General features: G+C 73.3%; 11 protein-coding genes and 1 tRNA gene. 4 read left to right on the top strand and 8 right to left on the bottom strand.

Annotated elements, in window-relative coordinates; translation table 11 throughout:
- The first annotated feature begins 71 nt into the window (after positions 1–71).
- Positions 72–509 carry an ATP-binding protein gene (locus ACZ592_RS26105; RefSeq protein ID WP_471584068.1) on the top strand — a complete coding sequence of 146 codons (438 nt, stop codon included), beginning with the start codon at positions 72–74 and terminating at the stop codon, positions 507–509.
- A 10-nt stretch (positions 510–519) separates the two neighbouring features.
- Here the strand turns inward: ACZ592_RS26105 and ACZ592_RS26100 are convergent, their stop codons facing one another.
- A complete protein-coding gene (locus ACZ592_RS26100) occupies positions 520–1,080 on the bottom strand; it encodes a DinB family protein (RefSeq protein ID WP_471584067.1) in 561 nt (186 codons plus the stop codon).
- 253 nt (positions 1,081–1,333) lie between these two features.
- Between ACZ592_RS26100 and ACZ592_RS26095 the strand changes: the two genes are divergently transcribed.
- From ACZ592_RS26095 to ACZ592_RS26085, 3 genes are all read left to right on the top strand, one after another.
- Positions 1,334–1,405 (top strand) — tRNA-Cys (locus ACZ592_RS26095).
- 94 nt (positions 1,406–1,499) lie between these two features.
- Complete coding sequence (locus ACZ592_RS26090) at positions 1,500–2,444, top strand: hypothetical protein (protein WP_471584066.1); 945 nt, start codon at positions 1,500–1,502, stop codon at positions 2,442–2,444.
- Between the two features lie 165 nt (positions 2,445–2,609).
- Positions 2,610–5,108, top strand: a complete 2,499-nt coding sequence (locus tag ACZ592_RS26085) for a hypothetical protein (RefSeq protein WP_471584065.1) — start codon at positions 2,610–2,612, stop codon at positions 5,106–5,108.
- A 48-nt stretch (positions 5,109–5,156) separates the two neighbouring features.
- Here ACZ592_RS26085 and ACZ592_RS26080 read toward each other — a convergent pair whose 3' ends face one another.
- The 7 genes from ACZ592_RS26080 to ACZ592_RS26050 all read right to left on the bottom strand — a co-directional run bounded on the left by ACZ592_RS26080 (position 5,157) and on the right by ACZ592_RS26050 (position 14,597).
- Entirely contained in the window at positions 5,157–5,702 is a 546-nt protein-coding gene (locus ACZ592_RS26080) for an AAA family ATPase (protein WP_471584064.1), read from the bottom strand.
- Positions 5,699–8,002, bottom strand: coding sequence for a xanthine dehydrogenase family protein molybdopterin-binding subunit (locus ACZ592_RS26075; RefSeq protein WP_471584063.1), 2,304 nt, complete (start codon positions 8,000–8,002; stop codon positions 5,699–5,701). Before ACZ592_RS26075 ends, ACZ592_RS26080 begins: the two co-directional genes overlap by 4 nt.
- Entirely contained in the window at positions 7,999–10,083 is a 2,085-nt protein-coding gene (locus ACZ592_RS26070) for a (2Fe-2S)-binding protein (protein WP_471584062.1), read from the bottom strand. Before ACZ592_RS26070 ends, ACZ592_RS26075 begins: the two co-directional genes overlap by 4 nt.
- Complete coding sequence (locus ACZ592_RS26065) at positions 10,080–10,985, bottom strand: FAD binding domain-containing protein (protein ID WP_471584061.1); 906 nt, start codon at positions 10,983–10,985, stop codon at positions 10,080–10,082. Before ACZ592_RS26065 ends, ACZ592_RS26070 begins: the two co-directional genes overlap by 4 nt.
- Before the next feature lie 396 nt (positions 10,986–11,381).
- The gene (locus tag ACZ592_RS26060; RefSeq protein WP_471584060.1) at positions 11,382–13,007 is read right to left on the bottom strand and encodes a beta-N-acetylhexosaminidase; all 1,626 of its coding nucleotides are present in this window, start codon (positions 13,005–13,007) and stop codon (positions 11,382–11,384) included.
- 98 nt (positions 13,008–13,105) lie between these two features.
- Positions 13,106–13,411: a DUF3039 domain-containing protein gene (locus ACZ592_RS26055; protein ID WP_471584059.1), complete on the bottom strand. Its 306-nt coding sequence runs from the start codon at positions 13,409–13,411 to the stop codon at positions 13,106–13,108.
- Positions 13,398–14,597 (bottom strand): MFS transporter, encoded by a 1,200-nt coding sequence (locus ACZ592_RS26050; RefSeq protein WP_471584058.1) that lies wholly within the window; start codon positions 14,595–14,597, stop codon positions 13,398–13,400. Before ACZ592_RS26050 ends, ACZ592_RS26055 begins: the two co-directional genes overlap by 14 nt.
- Positions 14,598–14,725: the final 128 nt, after the last annotated feature.

Here is a 14,725-nt window from a genome sequence, read left to right as displayed (position 1 = left end):
GGCCGGACAGCCGCGGTACGCGCCGCCAGGACCGCTGTCCACGGTACGCACGAACGGCCACGCTGAGTGATGTGAACCAAGAAACCACCCGGGCCGAGGCCCCGGTCGACGCGCGCCAGTTCGCGATCCTGCTGTCCGCGACGCGAAGGGGCGCGCGGCTGGCGCGGCTTCTGACGAGGGAGCAACTGTGCAGCTGGGGACGTCCGTTCGAGGCGGCGGAGCAGATCGTGGCGGAGCTGGCGAACAACGCCGTGCTGCACGGCCACGTACCGGGGAGGAGTTTCCGGCTCGCGCTGACGGTCGGCGCGACGGACACGCTGCGTATCGAGGTGACGGACGCACGGGCGGACGGCACGCCGCCGCGCGACCCCCGGCCCGCCGCCCCCGAGGCGGAGTCGGGCCGGGGTCTGCTCATGGTCGCGTCGTTCGCGGACCGCTGGGGCACGGACGCGGGGGTGCCTTCGGCCGGCCCCTGCAAGACGGTGTGGGCGGAACTGGACCCGTCGTGACCGGCGGGGCTCAGCCCATGCTGAGGGAGCCGTCCAGGGACTCGCGGATGATGTCGGCGTGACCCGCGTGCTGGGAGGTCTCGCCGATGACGTGGAGGAGCGTCCGGCGTGCGGACCAGCGCCCGCCGGGCTCGAACCAGGGGGCCTCGGGCAGCGGGTGGGAGACGTCGAGGCCGGGCAGGGAGCGGACCACCTCGTCGGTGCGGGAGGCGACTTCGGCGTAGGCGTCGAGAACACCGGCGAGGGTCTCGCCGGGCAGCATCCGGAACTCGTCGGCGCGTCGGGCCCAGTCCTCGTCGGTCATGTCGGTGACGTTGCCGAGGGCGGGCAGACCGTCCTGGATGAAGGCGACCCAGACCCGCTCGACGGAGGTGACGTGCTTGATGATCCCGCCGAGACAGAGCTCACTGGCGGTGGTGCGCAGCCCGGCCTGCTCGTCGGTGAGGTCGCGGACGGTGCGACGCAACATCGCGCGATGCCCGCCGAGCGCGTCCAGCAGATCGGCCCGCTCACCGTCGAGGGCCGTGCCATCCGTGTCCGCCGCCCGACCGCTGATCCACGTCTCAGTCATGGTCTCCACCTTTCGTCGGCACCGTCCGACCGGTACCGCTCCAACGGGTAGACACACGCTAGAACCTCATTAGGTCAGATCCTGACCTAATGAGGCCCGCATCCGCCGCGCGGCGGGCGCTCACCCGCGCTCGCCGGCCGGATCCCCCGCCCCCTTTCATGAACGCCACATGGCAGTCCCATTGCGCCACCCCGTGATCCCTTGAGCCCCCCGCGGAGCCACCGCTAGGTTCAAAGAGTCAGGTCAACGACTTGGCCGTGTGCCCGAGTGGCTTAGGGGCTGGACTGCAAATCCAGTAACGCGGGTTCGATTCCCGCCACGGCCTCCGGTCGACGCGACTGCCCCGCGCAGCGCGAACGCACCCACCGAAGGGGTGGTCCTCACCGGACCACCCCTTTCGCGTGCCCCGCCTCAGTATCGTGAGCGAGCCGACGACGCAGACGGGGACCACGGGGCGGGGGCGCCGGTTGGAAGCTGGGGACTACATCGCGACGGGCAGCGCCGTCGTCGCGGCCGCAGCCGCCTGCGTCGCGGCCTGGCAGGTCGTGATCGCCAAGCAGGCCTCCCTCGCCGCGGACACCCAGGCCCGTGCCGCGCTGGCCCAAGTCGAGCTGATGCGCGAGCAGTTGGCGCACGAGAAGGATCTCCGCGACCAGGCCGACTGCCCTGTCTTCGCGGTCCTGGAGACCGACGTCCACCGCGGCAACGGCACCCCCGACCTCGTCCTCGTCGTCCGGCAGACCGACGGCTCCCCCGTGTCCGAGGCCCGGGTGACCGTCCACCTGAACGGCGAGCCCGCGACCCTCGTCGGCGCCGACGACGACGGCGTCCTGACCTGGCGGCACACCGCACCCGGCGCCACGAGGACCCTGAAGATCAGGACGGCGGACCGCCACCGGGGAGAGCTGGAGCTCCGGGTCGATCTGGACTGCCTGGAGGAGGACGGCGACCGCCGGTGGCCGTGCCGGGCCATCGGCTACGTCCGCGAGGACTGGCGCAGGAACGAGGGGCCCGCGTCGGCGCGGGCATACGTCGACCCTCCGGGCATCTCGTTCCTGTACGAGGACCAGCCCCGCCCGCCCGAGCCGCCTTCCGGAGCACCCGAAGCGTCCGAGGCGTCGGAGGCGTCCGAGACGGCCCAAGCGCCCGAGCCGTTCGCGGACGACGACCTCCCCCGCTACCCCTGGCCGCCCAACCTCGCCTTCCTCACGGTGATCCACCCCGAAGGCGCCGGCCTACTCGCGCTGACGCCGATGGCGGTCAGGCAGTCCGCACCGGACCCGGCAGATCTCGTGGAGCACGAAGAAGACGAAGAAGAAGGCGGAGCCGAAGCCGGAGCCGAAGTCGACGATGACATCTGGTAGGCCCCGTCGCACCCCGAGTTCCCGTGAACCATCTCTCAGTATCAGCCGGGAACCACACGAACGCATCACCCCAACTACTCAGTCCTGTAACGGAGTTCGGCACCTCCCGCACCGCCCGACATACTCCCCGGACAACACACCGGCACCACAACTCCAGGGGGAGACTTGCGCATTCACGCGAAGAGAGCGGGCGCGGCCACCATCGCCGCTGCCGCCGTGGCCCTGACGACGGGCATGGCGTCGGGCGCCACGCAAGACCACTCCACGCAACACCGCGACGCCCACCGCCCCGCCCCGATCACCGCACCCACCCGCACCACCCTGACCCTCCTCACCGGCGACCGCGTGTCCGTCGACGACAAGGGGCGCGTCACCGCCTTCCGGCCCGCGAAGGGCCGCGAACACATACCCGTACGCACACAACGCGCCCCGACGGGCCACACCCTCGTCCTGCCCGCCGACGCCCAGCGTCTGATGGCCGACGGCACCCTCGACCAACGGCTCTTCGACGTCGCGGAGTTGCTGAAGAAGAACAACCGCACGTCCCAGGAGCCCGGCCTCAAGCTCATCGTCGGCTACCGGCAGACCGCCACCACCGCCGCCAAGTCCGAGATCCGCGCCGCCGGTGACACCACCCTCCGCCGCAGCCTGAAGGCGCTGAACGCCGACGCGATCACCACCCCGAAGCAGGACGCGTCCGCCCTGTGGGCCGCCCTGACCAGCGGCAAGGAAGGCGCCCGCGGCACCGCCCCCGCCGTCTCCCACATCTGGCTCGACGGCACCCGTAAAGCCGGCCCCGACAAGAGCGTCAAGCGGATCGGCGCCGACCAGGCCATCAGGCAGACCGTCATCGTCGACCCCGCGTCGGTGAGCTTCGGCACGCAGCAGTGGCCCCACACCGACGACAAGCCCGTCACCAAGAAGGTCACGTACAAGAACCTCGGCAAGGACGACGTCACCCTGAACCTCACGGTGACCGCCACCGACCCCAAGGGCCGCCCCGCCCCCGCCGGGTTCTTCACCCTCGGCACCAAGAAGGTGACCGTCCCCGCGGCCGGCACCGCCGCCGTCGACCTGACCGCCGACTCCAAGCTCGGCGGCACCACCGACGGCGCCTACTCCGCGTACGTCGTGGCGGACGGCGGCGGCCAGACCATCCGCACCGCCGCCTCCGTCGAGCGCGAGATCGAGCGGTACGACGTCACGCTGAAGACGATCGGACGCGACGGCAGGGCCACCCCGCACCACGAGTCGACGATGTCGGCCATCACCGGCAAGGACAAGGGCCTCAACCTCTTCCCGGTGGGGGGGAGCACCAAGGTCCGTGTGGCCAAGGGAAGTTACCTGCTCGACTGGTCGATCCACGTGGACCCGGACGACGGCTCCAAGGGCACCGACTGGCTCGTGCAGCCCCGGCTGACCGTCGACAAGAACATGACCGTCACCCTCGACGCCCGCAAGGCGAAGCCCGTCGACATCACGCTCCCCGACCGCGACGCGGAGCTCGTGGCGGCCGGTCCGCGTTATATGTACAAGGGCTACGAGTCGACGCCGATCCTCGACACGTTCGAGGGCCTGCGCACCGCCCACCTCGGCCCCGCCGTCCCCGAGGGCTTCGGCGAGCAGTGGCTCGCCACCTGGACCAAGGGCGCGGGCACCCGTTACGAGATGCTCGTCGGCGGCACGGTCAAGAAGCTGTCGACCGGCTACACCCAGCACCTGAAACCCGCGGACTTCGCCACGGTGAAGGTCCGTACGGGCGCATCGGCCCCGGGCCGGTCGGGCGTCATCCACCCCGCCGGGTACCGCCCGGAGGCGGGCGGCATCTCCCGCATCCTCCCGGCGCGGAAACTGCCGCGCACGACCACGGTGCACGTGACCGCGCTCGGCGCCACGAAGTGGGGCATCGACTTCGAGCAGTACGGCGACAAGGACTCGGACGGCGAACCCGTCATGGAGGGCTTCTACCGGATGGACCCGCAGACCTTCAAGGCGGGCCGCACGTACACGAAGACCTTCAACACCGGCGTCTTCGGCCCCGCCCTGAACGGCTCGGGCGACGGCGTCTTCCGCGAGGGCGACCGGCTCGGCGGCCGCATCCCCGTCGCCGCCGACGGCGCGGGCCACCCGGGCTGGACCACGTACTCCTCGGCCGGATCGGCGCTCTACCGCGACGGCACGAAGATCGCCGAGAACGACGACCCGGTGACCGGCGGCGAGACGTTCGAGGTCCCGGCGGGCGACGCCGAGTACCGGCTGACGGCCTCGGCTACCCGTGACCCGAAGGCGGGCACGGCCTCCTCGCGGATCGACGCGTCCTGGACGTTCCGCTCGCGCAGGACCGAGGGCCGCACCGAACTGCCCACCTCCACCGTCCGGTTCGCCCCGGCGCTGGACCTGGCGAGCCGCGCCCCGGCGGGGGCCACCCAGTCCGTGCCGGTGAAGGTCCAGGGGGCCGCGGCAGGGGCGGGGAACCTCAAGTCCCTTGCCGTGTACGTCTCCTACGACTCCGGGCGGACCTGGAAGAAGGCCACCGTCCGGGGCGGGAAGATCTCCGTGAGGAACCCGGCGCAGGACAAGAGCGTCTCCTTCCGCGCCGCGGTCACGGACAAGGACGGCAACAAGTCGACGCTCTCGGTCCGCGACGCCTACTACGGCACGTAGCGGGCGCGAGCGGGGCGGCAGATTTCGAAGAGGCCCGGGTGGGCGAGGTCAGACCTGGCTCACCCGGGCTTCGCCGAGCCCCGCGAGGATCGCCGTCACCGTCTCCGCGACCGTCAACTCCGAGCTGTCCAGCCAGAGTCCGATGCGGGGCGTCCGCCCCCGCAGCACCGCGTCCAGGTCCTCGACCGTCCACGCGCCGTATCCCGTCTTGCCGCGTGCGCCCTCGCGGGCCGCGACCGCCGCGGGATCCGGGGCCAGGACGACGACGTACACGGGGCGGGTGCGCAGGAGTTCCACGTACGACGTGAGTTCCTCGCCCAGGATGACGTCCTGGACGACGGCGGTGAAGCCCGCCTCGGCGTACGCGTCGGCCGTCGAGGCGGAGAGCCGGTAGCGCAACCGGAGTTGGGCCTCGCCCTCCCCCTGCGCGCCCGGCTCGTACGCCACCGCGCCCGACACGATCATGCGGCGGAAGACGTCGCCCCTCACGTGCACGGCCTTCGGGAGCCGCTCGGCGAGCGCCTGCGCGACCGTGGACTTGCCGGACGCCATGATGCCGGTGACGACGACCACCGCGCCCGCCGGGAACGTCATGTCGCCACGGCCGCCTGCGGGCGGATCGGGAGGCGGTTGACCGGGCGTCCCGTCGCGGCGCGGACCGCCGAGGCGATGGCCGCCGGCGACGTCACGACCGGGACCGCGCTGGCCGCCTTCGCGCCGAAGGGCGCCACGACGTCCCGCTCCTCCACCAGCTTCACGATGCGGATGTCCGGGGTGTCCAGGGCGGTCGGCAGGGCGTAGCCGGTCAGGTCGGGGTGGCGGACCAGGCCGCGCGGGGCGCGGAGGTTCTCCGTGAGCGCCGCGCCCACGCCCTGGGTGACGCCCGCCTCGATGCGGACCTTCAGCTGGGCGGGGTTGAGGATGCGGCCCACGTCCTGGGCGACGGCCAGCTCCACGACCCGTACGGAACCGATCTCGATGTCGACGTCCACGACCGCGCGGATCGCGCAGAACGCCATGCCCACGAACGCGTCGCCCTGCCCGGCCTCGTCCAGCGGCTCGGTCGGGTGGGGGCGGCACTGGGCGGTGGCCCACAGTTCCTTGCCGTCCATGGCCTCGGTCACGGTCGTGGACAGCACGCCGTCGTACGAGGTGATCTTGCCGTCGGTGATCTGGAGCAGCTCGGTGGACATCCCGAACTTGTGGGCCAGCGGCTGCAGCAGCTGCGTGCGGACCATCTTCGCCGCGCGTTCCACCGCGCCGCCGGACACCCAGGTGTGGCGCCCTCGGCAGCTCGGCCCCGCCGGCGGCTGGTCCGTGTCGACGGGCGCGACCCGCACGTCCTCGATGCCGAGCGTCTCCTGGACGATCTGGCGGGCCAGGGTGGTGAAGCCCTGGCCGGTCTCGACGGCCGCGCAGATCACCGTCGCCACGCCGTCGTGGACCTTCACCGTGGCCGTGGACACCTCGTCGGTGCCCTCGGCGCCCAGGAGCTGGACCATGCCGAGGCCGTAGCCGACGCCCCTGCGCACCGCGGCGGGTTCGCCCGCGCCCTCGGGCCCGCCGGGCAGCAGCCACTCGTCCTCGGGCGTGTCCTTGGGCAGGTCGGGCAGCGGGAAGTCCCGTACGGCGGCGAGGAGTTCGGCCACCGGCGCCGGGCATGTCACGGTCTGTCCGGTGGGCAGGATGTCGCCGGTCGCCATGGCGTTGCGCAGCCGCAGCTCCGCCGGGTCGATGCCCAGCTTCTTGGCGATCTTGTCCATCTGGGCCTCGTACGCGGCGCACACCTGCAGGGCGCCCTCGCCCCTGACGTGGCCGGAGGGCGGGTTGTTCGTGCGGACCGCCCAGCCCTCGATGAACGCGTTCGGCACGACGTAGGGGCCGCAGGCGAAGGAGACGGCGGCGGCCAGCGACTCCGACGACGTGTCCGCGTACGCGCCCGCGTCGAGCAGGATCTGCGCCTCCACCTTGACCAGCCGGCCCTCGGCGTCCGCGTGGTGGCGGTAGCGCAGGAGCGTGGGGTGGCGGTGGGCGTGGCCGAGGAAGGACTCCTCGCGGGTCGCGGTGAGCTTCACCGGGCAGCCGGTGCGCAACGCCAGGAGCCCGAGCGGGAGTTGGAAGCTCGCGTCCTCGCGGTCGGCGGTCGCGCCCGGCACGCCGGTGACGACCACCTTGACGCGTTCAGGGGGGATGCCGAAGCAGGCGGCGGCGCGGTCGCGGTCGTCGTGCGGGTCGGTGGAGGCGATGTACAGCTCCACTCCCCCGTCCGGGCGCGGCACCGCGAGGCCCGCCTCCGCGCCGATCGGCGCCGGGTCCTGGCGGCCGATGCGGTACAGGCCCTCCACGACGAGCTCGCCCGCCGCCTCCGGGTCGCCGTGCCGCAGCGGGATGTGGCGGATCAAGTTGCCGTCGGGGTGCAGGGGTTCGGCCTCGAAGGCCTTCTCCGGGTCGGTGACCGGTTCGAGCACCTCGTACTCGACGATGACGGCGGCGGCGGCCATCCGCGCGGTGTCGGGGTGGTCGGCGGCGACGGCGGCGATGGGCTCGCCGTGGTGGCGTACGACGTCGGAGGCGAAGACCGGCCGGTCCGGCGTCCTGCGGCCGTGCAGCGCGTCCCCCGGCACGTCCTCGTGGGTGACGACCGCGTGGACGCCCGGCATCTCCCGCGCGTGACTGGTGTCGATGGAGACGATGCGGGCGTGCGCGTGCGGCGAGCGCAGCACGGCGGCCCACAGCAGGCCCTCGGCCCACAGGTCGGCGGCGTAGGGGAAGGTGCCCTCGGTCTTCACCCGGGACTCGGCGGACGGCAGCGACGAGCCGATGCCGTGCGGCGGTTGCCCGGTGCCCTGCGCGACGGCGCCGGGCGTGGTGGCGGCGCTTGCGTCGGTGCTCACGCGTGGCCTCCGTCCTGGCCGTAGGGGCCCTGCGGCCCTTCGGGTCCGGTTCCTTCGTACGGGTGGGGTCCTTGCGGTCCTTCGTACCCGTCGTACCCGTCATAGGGGACGCCGGGTGCGCCGTCGTACGTCCCGTCGTGCGCGGCCTGGTGGACGCCGCCCGCGCCGGGGCCCGCCTGGTGCGGGATGCGGGCCGCGTCGGGGTCGGCGTGCGCGTGGGCGTCCTGCGCCGAGGACTCGGCGGCGGTGGCGGAGGCGGACGCCTGGCGCTCGCTCACCACCTCGCGCACGGCGTCGAGCACGCCTCGGTAGCCGGAGCAGCGGCAGAGGTTGCCGCACAGCGCGCGGCGGGCCTCCAGGTCGGTGGGGGCGGGGTTGCCCTCCAGGAGGTCGTGCACGGTCATGGCCATGCCCGGCACGCAGAAGCCGCACTGCACCGCGCCGCAGGCGGCGAGCGCGCGCTGCACGTCGGAGGGCTGTCCGTCGGCGGCCAGGCCCTCGACGGTACGGACCTCGCTGCCCGCGGTGGTGGCGGCGGGGACCAGGCAGGAGGCGACGAGCCGCCCGTCCACCTGGACGTTGCAGGCCCCGCACTCGCCCTGCGAGCAGCCGTCCTTGGCCCCGGCGAGCCCGAGGCGCTCACGCAGGACGTAGAGCAGCGACTCGCCGATCCAGGCGTCGGTGACGGGACGGTCGGTGCCGTTCACCCGCAGGACGTAGGAGACGAGGGGGTGGTCGTCGTGGAGGGGCGCGGGGGCCGGGGCGGCGTCGGCGGCCTCGACCACTTCGACGGTCTCGACCACTTCGGCGGTCTCGTCCGGGAGGACGGCCTGGTCCGCGTCCGCGTGCGCTGCCTCATCCGTGACGGCCGTCTCATCGGCCTCCGGTGCGTCCGGCTCGGGTGCGGGCGCGGGCGCGAGCGCTTCCGGTGCGGGCACCGCATCCGATACGACCGCTTCGTCCGGGGCGACCGCTTCGTCCGGAGTGGTGTCCGTGAGCTCGAGCGCGGGCTCCGGATCCGGCTCCGGATCCGGCGCTGCGTCCACGGGCTCGACGGCGTCCGGCATTTCGGATACATCGGATACGTCGGATACGTCGGCGGGGGCGTCGTGGGCCCCGGACGCCTCCGGGATCTCCACGGGCTCGGCGGCGGGTTCCTCGACCGGCTCCGCGGCGCGCTGCCCCGCGGACGGCACGCTGATCGCCCGCAGCAACTGCGTCTGCTCGAACCGGCTCTCCTGCTCGGGCTCGGGCTCCGGGGCGTGCTCCTCGTGCAGGGGCTGGGGCGGCGCCTCGTAGAGGCTCTCGCGCGGCGCCTGCAGCGTGTCCTGGGAGACCTGCGGCAGCTCCTGGCGCGGGGCCTCGTGCAGGGCCTCCTGCGCCTGCGCGCCCCAGGGCGCACCGGCTCCCGCGCCGGTCGCCCACGGCGCGGGCGCGCCGCCCGGCAGCGTCGCGGGCGGAGTGCCGCCCCACTGCGAGGCCAGCGACGAGGCCGTGAACTCGCCCGACTCGTCCGGCAGCTCACCGTCGGCGACCGGGATCGACCACTGGCCGGTGACGTCGGATGCGGGCACGGGGGCACCCTGACCGTGCGGCTGCCCGTACTGCTGGCCGTAGCCCTGCTCGTAGTCCTGCTCGTACCCCTGCCCGTACGTCTGCTGCGGCGCCCGGTGCTCCGGGGGCTGCGCATCGAAGCTCCACTGGCCGGTCGCCCGCGGGTCGTACCCGTGGTGCTGCTCATGGTGCTGCCCAGGGTGGGGCGAGGGCGCGGCGGATGCCGGGGGCTCCTGCCGCTCCTGCGCCGTGCCCGCCTCGGGCCAGCGCACCGCGCGCCCCGCGCCGGCCGCGCCGGTCATCTCGGGCGGCATGACCCAGGTGCCCGTGGCGGCCGGGTCGGTGGCGTCGGCGGTGGTGGGGTTGACCGTTATCTGCGGCGGGACGTAACCGTGGCCGGGCGCGGCGAGCGGGGCGTCCAGCATGCCCTCGGGGAGCTGCACGAACGCCGTGGCGTCGGAGTCGTACTCGCCCTGCGGGTGCGGCTGCCAGCCGCCGCCGTTGTGGGTGTTCTGGTCGTCGCTCACGACAGCGCCCTCCCCAGTGCTCGTCGGGCCAGCGCGGCGACGGTGCGCCGCAGGTGCAGTACGGCGGGCGACAGCGGCTGTTCGGTGCCGTCGGCCGCCGGGGGCTGCTCGGGGATGCAGGCGGCGGCGACGTACTCGCCGAAGGCGGTGACCGCCTCCGGGACGAGGCTGCCCCGCTCGCCGTCCCAGTCGATGAGTGCGGCGACCCACTCCTCGGCCTCCAGGGGCCGCAGCGGCATCGGCGCGATGGCGCCGACGGCACAGCGCACGCCGCGCCGCGCCGGGTCGAGGACCAGCGCGACGGAGGCCGTGGCCCGGCCGGGTCCGGTGCGTCCGGTCGCCTTGAGGAAGACCTGGGGCGCGTGCAGGAGGGGGACGCGCACGAAGCCGATGAGTTCGCCGGGGCGGAGCATCTCCATGCCGGCGAGCAGGTGCGACACGGGGATCTCGCGGCGGACGCCGCCGGGCCCCGCGATGATCAGCACGGCGTCGAGGGCGGCGAGTACGGGCAGCGCGTCGCCGGTGGGCGCGGCCGACGCGATGTTGCCGCCGAGGGTGCCCGCGTTGCGGATCTGGGGCGGTCCGGCGGCGCGCGCGGCGGCGGCCAGGGCGGGGATCAGCGCGGCGAAGTCGGGGCGGCCCATGCGCGCGTGGGTGAGGCCGGCGCCGAGCAGGGCGTGGCCGTCCTGGTACTGCCAGCCGCGGATCTCGCTGATGCGGCCGAGGCCGACGAGGGCGGCGGGGCGCAGCTGCCCCGAGTTGACCGAGGCCATGAGGTCCGTGCCGCCGGCGACGGGCACGGCGGCGGGCATGGCGGCGAGCGCCGCCACGGCCTCGTCCAGCGTGGCGGGCAGCTTCACCGACTGCGGTGTCTGTGCCGCCCGCGGTGCGTGCGTGGTCAAAACCGGCTGCCCCTTCCCGATGTCCGGCCGCGTGCTCCACGTACAACGTGCAGGTGGAGTGCTCGCCGTTTCGCGACGTGTCACCGTTACGCCTGTTCCGCCGTACGGTACGTGCTCACAACCCGGACGTGGCAACTCTGGCACATCTTCCCCGGGCCCCGACGCGGGGGTCCGCTAGGAGGCATTCGTCCGTGGAACAGGTGGATGTGCCGGTTTCGTACCGCCTCGCCGGTGGGCGGGAATTGCCCCTTTCCGGTGTCGTGCGGGCGGCTTGTCCCACCGGCATGTCCCGTGCTGTCCGCGGCCTTCCGTATGCTCCGACGCGCTCCGGGCCGCCGCTCCCGGCGGCCCACGCTCCCGGCGCGGGCCGCCGGGAGCACGCACCGGACGGACGACTCACACGTTCGGGGGCGCCCCCTCGATCGGGCGTCCGAGCACACCCGGTCGCTGCTGTCGCGGCAGCGGACCACTCGGCGGACGGTAGTCGACGCCGAGGGCGTCAAGTCGCGGGTAATGGGCGGTCATTCGCCGTTCGAAGTCCTCGAAGTCCCGCTCGGCCGGGGCGGGCAGTTCGCGCCACGCCACTTCGCAGAAGGCCGCGAGCCGGGGGAACACCTGGTAGTCGACGCGCTGCTGGTGCTCCATCACCTCGCTCCAGACGTTGGCCTGGGTGCCGAGGACGTGGGCCGCCTCCTCCTCGGTGAGCTCGGCGGGGACGGGCTCGAAGCGGTAGACGTCCTCCAGCGTGCGGATGAACCCGATGGGCATCGGCTCGTCGGGGCCGCCGTGCTGACGGTGGTCCAAGTACACGTGCTGCTCGGGGCACATGACGACGTCGTGGCCGGATTTGGCCGCGGCGATGCCGCCCCGGTAGCCGCGCCAGGACGAGACGGTGGCGCCCTCGGCGAGGCCGCCCTCCAGGATCTCGTCCCAGCCGATGAGCCGGCGCCCGCGGGCGGTGAGCCAGCGGTCGAAGTGCCGGATGAACCAGCTCTGCAGGCCGTCCTCGTCCTCGACCTCCAGTTCCTTGATGCGGGCCTGCGCGGTCGCCGAGGCCTTCCACTGGTCCTTGGGACACTCGTCGCCGCCGACGTGGATGAAGGTGGAGGGGAAGAGGTCGAGGATCTCCTCAAAGACCCCCTCGTAGAAGCTGACCACTTCCTCGGTCGGGGCGAGGACGTTCTTGCTCACGCCCCAGGTGTCCCAGACGGTGAGCGACTCCGTGTCCACGACGTCGGTGTTGCCGAGGTGCGGGTAGGCGCTGATGGCGGCCTGCGAGTGGCCCGGGATGTCGATCTCCGGGACGACGGTGATGTGCAGGGCGTCCGCGTACGCGACGATCTCGCGGATGTCGTCCTGCGTGTAGTGACCGCCGTGCGGGCGCTCCTCCCAGAGGGGCGAGGCACGGTGGCCCCACTTGGAGCGGGCCCGCCACGAGCCGACCTCGGTGAGCTTCGGGTGGCGCTTGATCTCCACGCGCCAGCCCTGGTCGTCGGTGATGTGGAAGTGGAAGACGTTGAGCTTGTGCGCGGCGAGCAGGTCGAGGTAGCGCAGCACCCCCTCCTTCGGCATGAAGTGCCGCGACACGTCGAGCATCATGCCGCGCCAGCCGAAGCGGGGGGCGTCCTCGACGACGCCGGCGGGGACGGAGTGCTCGGCGCCCGGCCGCAGTTGCGCGCGGCGGAAGGCGTCGGGACCCAGGAGCTGGCGCAGGGTCTGGGCGCCCCAGAAGACGCCGGCGCCGGCGCCCCCGCGGATCTCGACGCGGTCGCTGTCGATGGTGAGCCGGTACGCCTCCGGCTCCAGGGAGTCGTCGACGCGCAGGGAGAGGGAGTTGGCGGCCCCCTCGGCGCCGTCGCGCAGCGGCAGGCCGAGGGCGGCGCCGAGCGCGGCGCGCAGCCACCGCTCGGTGGTCCCGGTGCCGGGCCCGGCCCAGACGGTGGTGGCGGCGTCGATGACGAAGGAGGAGCTCTGCGTGGCCTCGGCGCGTGCGGGCGCCGGGATGAGGTGCTCAAAGGTCATGAAACCGTAGGCTGTCACGCGATTGCGCAACGCAAAAGGGGCGTTGCGGCAGGCGCAACGCCCCTCGGGCGAAGGGGTCTCACAAGGGACTCAAACGGCTACTTCTTGCCGCCCTTGCCGTCCTTGCCACCCTTGTCCTTGTCGCCGCCCGCGCTCATGGACTCGTAGATCTCCTTGCACATGGGACAGACGGGGTACTTCTTGGGGTCGCGGCCGGGGACCCACACCTTGCCGCAGAGCGCGACGACGGGCGTGCCGTCCATCGCGCTCGCCATGATCTTGTCCTTCTGGACATAGTGCGCATAGCGCTCGTGGTCGCCGTCACCGTGCGACACCTGCGGCGTCGGCTCTACGAGGGTCCCCGTACCTGCCCCGCGCTCGGGCTCGGGCTCAAGAGTGCTCATAAGAGCCAAGGGTACTCACGCCCGGCGCGTCCCGGCAGCGGCTGTCGCCCGCGGGACGCCGGGGGCGCGCCGTCACGAGGTGCAGCACGAGCGCCGCCCCGGCGACGACGGCCGCCGCCCACGGCAGGTCGCGCGGCGCGAGCCCGGCGGCGAGGGCGAGGCCCGCCACCCCCGAGCCGACCGCGCTGCCCAGGTAGAGGGCGGAGTTGTTGAGCGCGAGGGCGACCGTGCCGCGTTCGGCGCGCAGCGCGAGGAGGCGGTGCTGCTGCGGGACCTGGAAGGCCCAGCCCGCGGCGCCCCAGACGACGAGCGCGGGGAAGGCGGCGGCGCCGAGCAGCGGCAGCAGGGCGATCGACACGACCAGGGTGGCGACGATCCCCGTCACGAGGGCGACCACCCGGCCCGTACGGTCCACCAGGGGGCCCGCGGCCACGCTGCCGAGGACTCCGCCGATGCCCCACGCCCACAGGTACGGCGCCATCTCGCTCTCGCCCACGCCGCCCGAGGAGGCGAGCACCGGCGCGAGGTAGGTGTAGAGGCCGAGGCTCGCCACCGCGCCCAGGAAGGAGACGCTCACGACGGGCAGCACCGTGCGGTCGGCGAGCGCCCCGAGCCGCGCCCGCACCGGGACGGCCGGCCCCGCGGGAACCTCCGGCAGCCCTGCCGCGAGCCCCAGGAGCGCGACCGCGCCGAGCCCCGTCACCAGCCACATCGTGGCCCGCCAGGAGGTGTGGTCGGCGAGCAGCACCCCGAGCGGCACGCCGAGCACCGTGCCCGAACTCATGCCGCCCATCACCAGCGCGAGGGCACGGCCGCGCCGCTCGGGACCCGCGAGGGAGGCGGCCGCCGCCGTGGACAGCGCCGAGTACACCCCGGCGCCGGCTCCCGCGACCGCGCGCGAGAGGAGCAGCACGGTGAGGCCGGGCGCGAGCGCGGTGAGCCCGTTGCCGAGCGTGAAGACGGCCAGCGCGGCGACGATCAGCACGCGCGGCCGCACCCCGGACAGCAGCCCGGCGACCAGCGGCGCGCTCACCGCGTACGCGAGGGTGAAGACGGTGACCATCTGCCCGGCGAGCGAGACGGTCGTCCCCAGGTCGCCGGCGACCACCGGCAGCAGGCCCGCCATGACGTAGGCGTCGAGCCCGAGGGTGAAGGACCCAAGGATCAGCAGCCAGATCTTGCGCACACGCGCTCAACTCCCTTGTTCCCCGTGGCTCCGCGAGCCTTTTCCCGGTGGCTCCGCGAGCCACCGGGAAAACGTAGGGAGTCTCCGGTTGCCCGGGGAAATGCCCGCCGGAGTGCATTTATGCTCGG

This window comes from Streptomyces sp. NPDC040622 (assembly GCF_055593965.1).
This window is presented reverse-complemented; position numbering and strand designations above follow the sequence as displayed.

Coding starts and splice junctions, on each gene's coding strand:
- ACZ592_RS26100 (WP_471584067.1), bottom strand. CDS start 1,080: ATGACTGAGACGTGGATCAGCGGTCGGGCGGCGGACACGGATGGCACG.
- ACZ592_RS26080 (WP_471584064.1), bottom strand. CDS start 5,702: ATGACGTTCCCGGCGGGCGCGGTGGTCGTCGTCACCGGCATCATGGCG.
- ACZ592_RS26060 (WP_471584060.1), bottom strand. CDS start 13,007: ATGACCTTTGAGCACCTCATCCCGGCGCCCGCACGCGCCGAGGCCACG.
- ACZ592_RS26055 (WP_471584059.1), bottom strand. CDS start 13,411: ATGAGCACTCTTGAGCCCGAGCCCGAGCGCGGGGCAGGTACGGGGACC.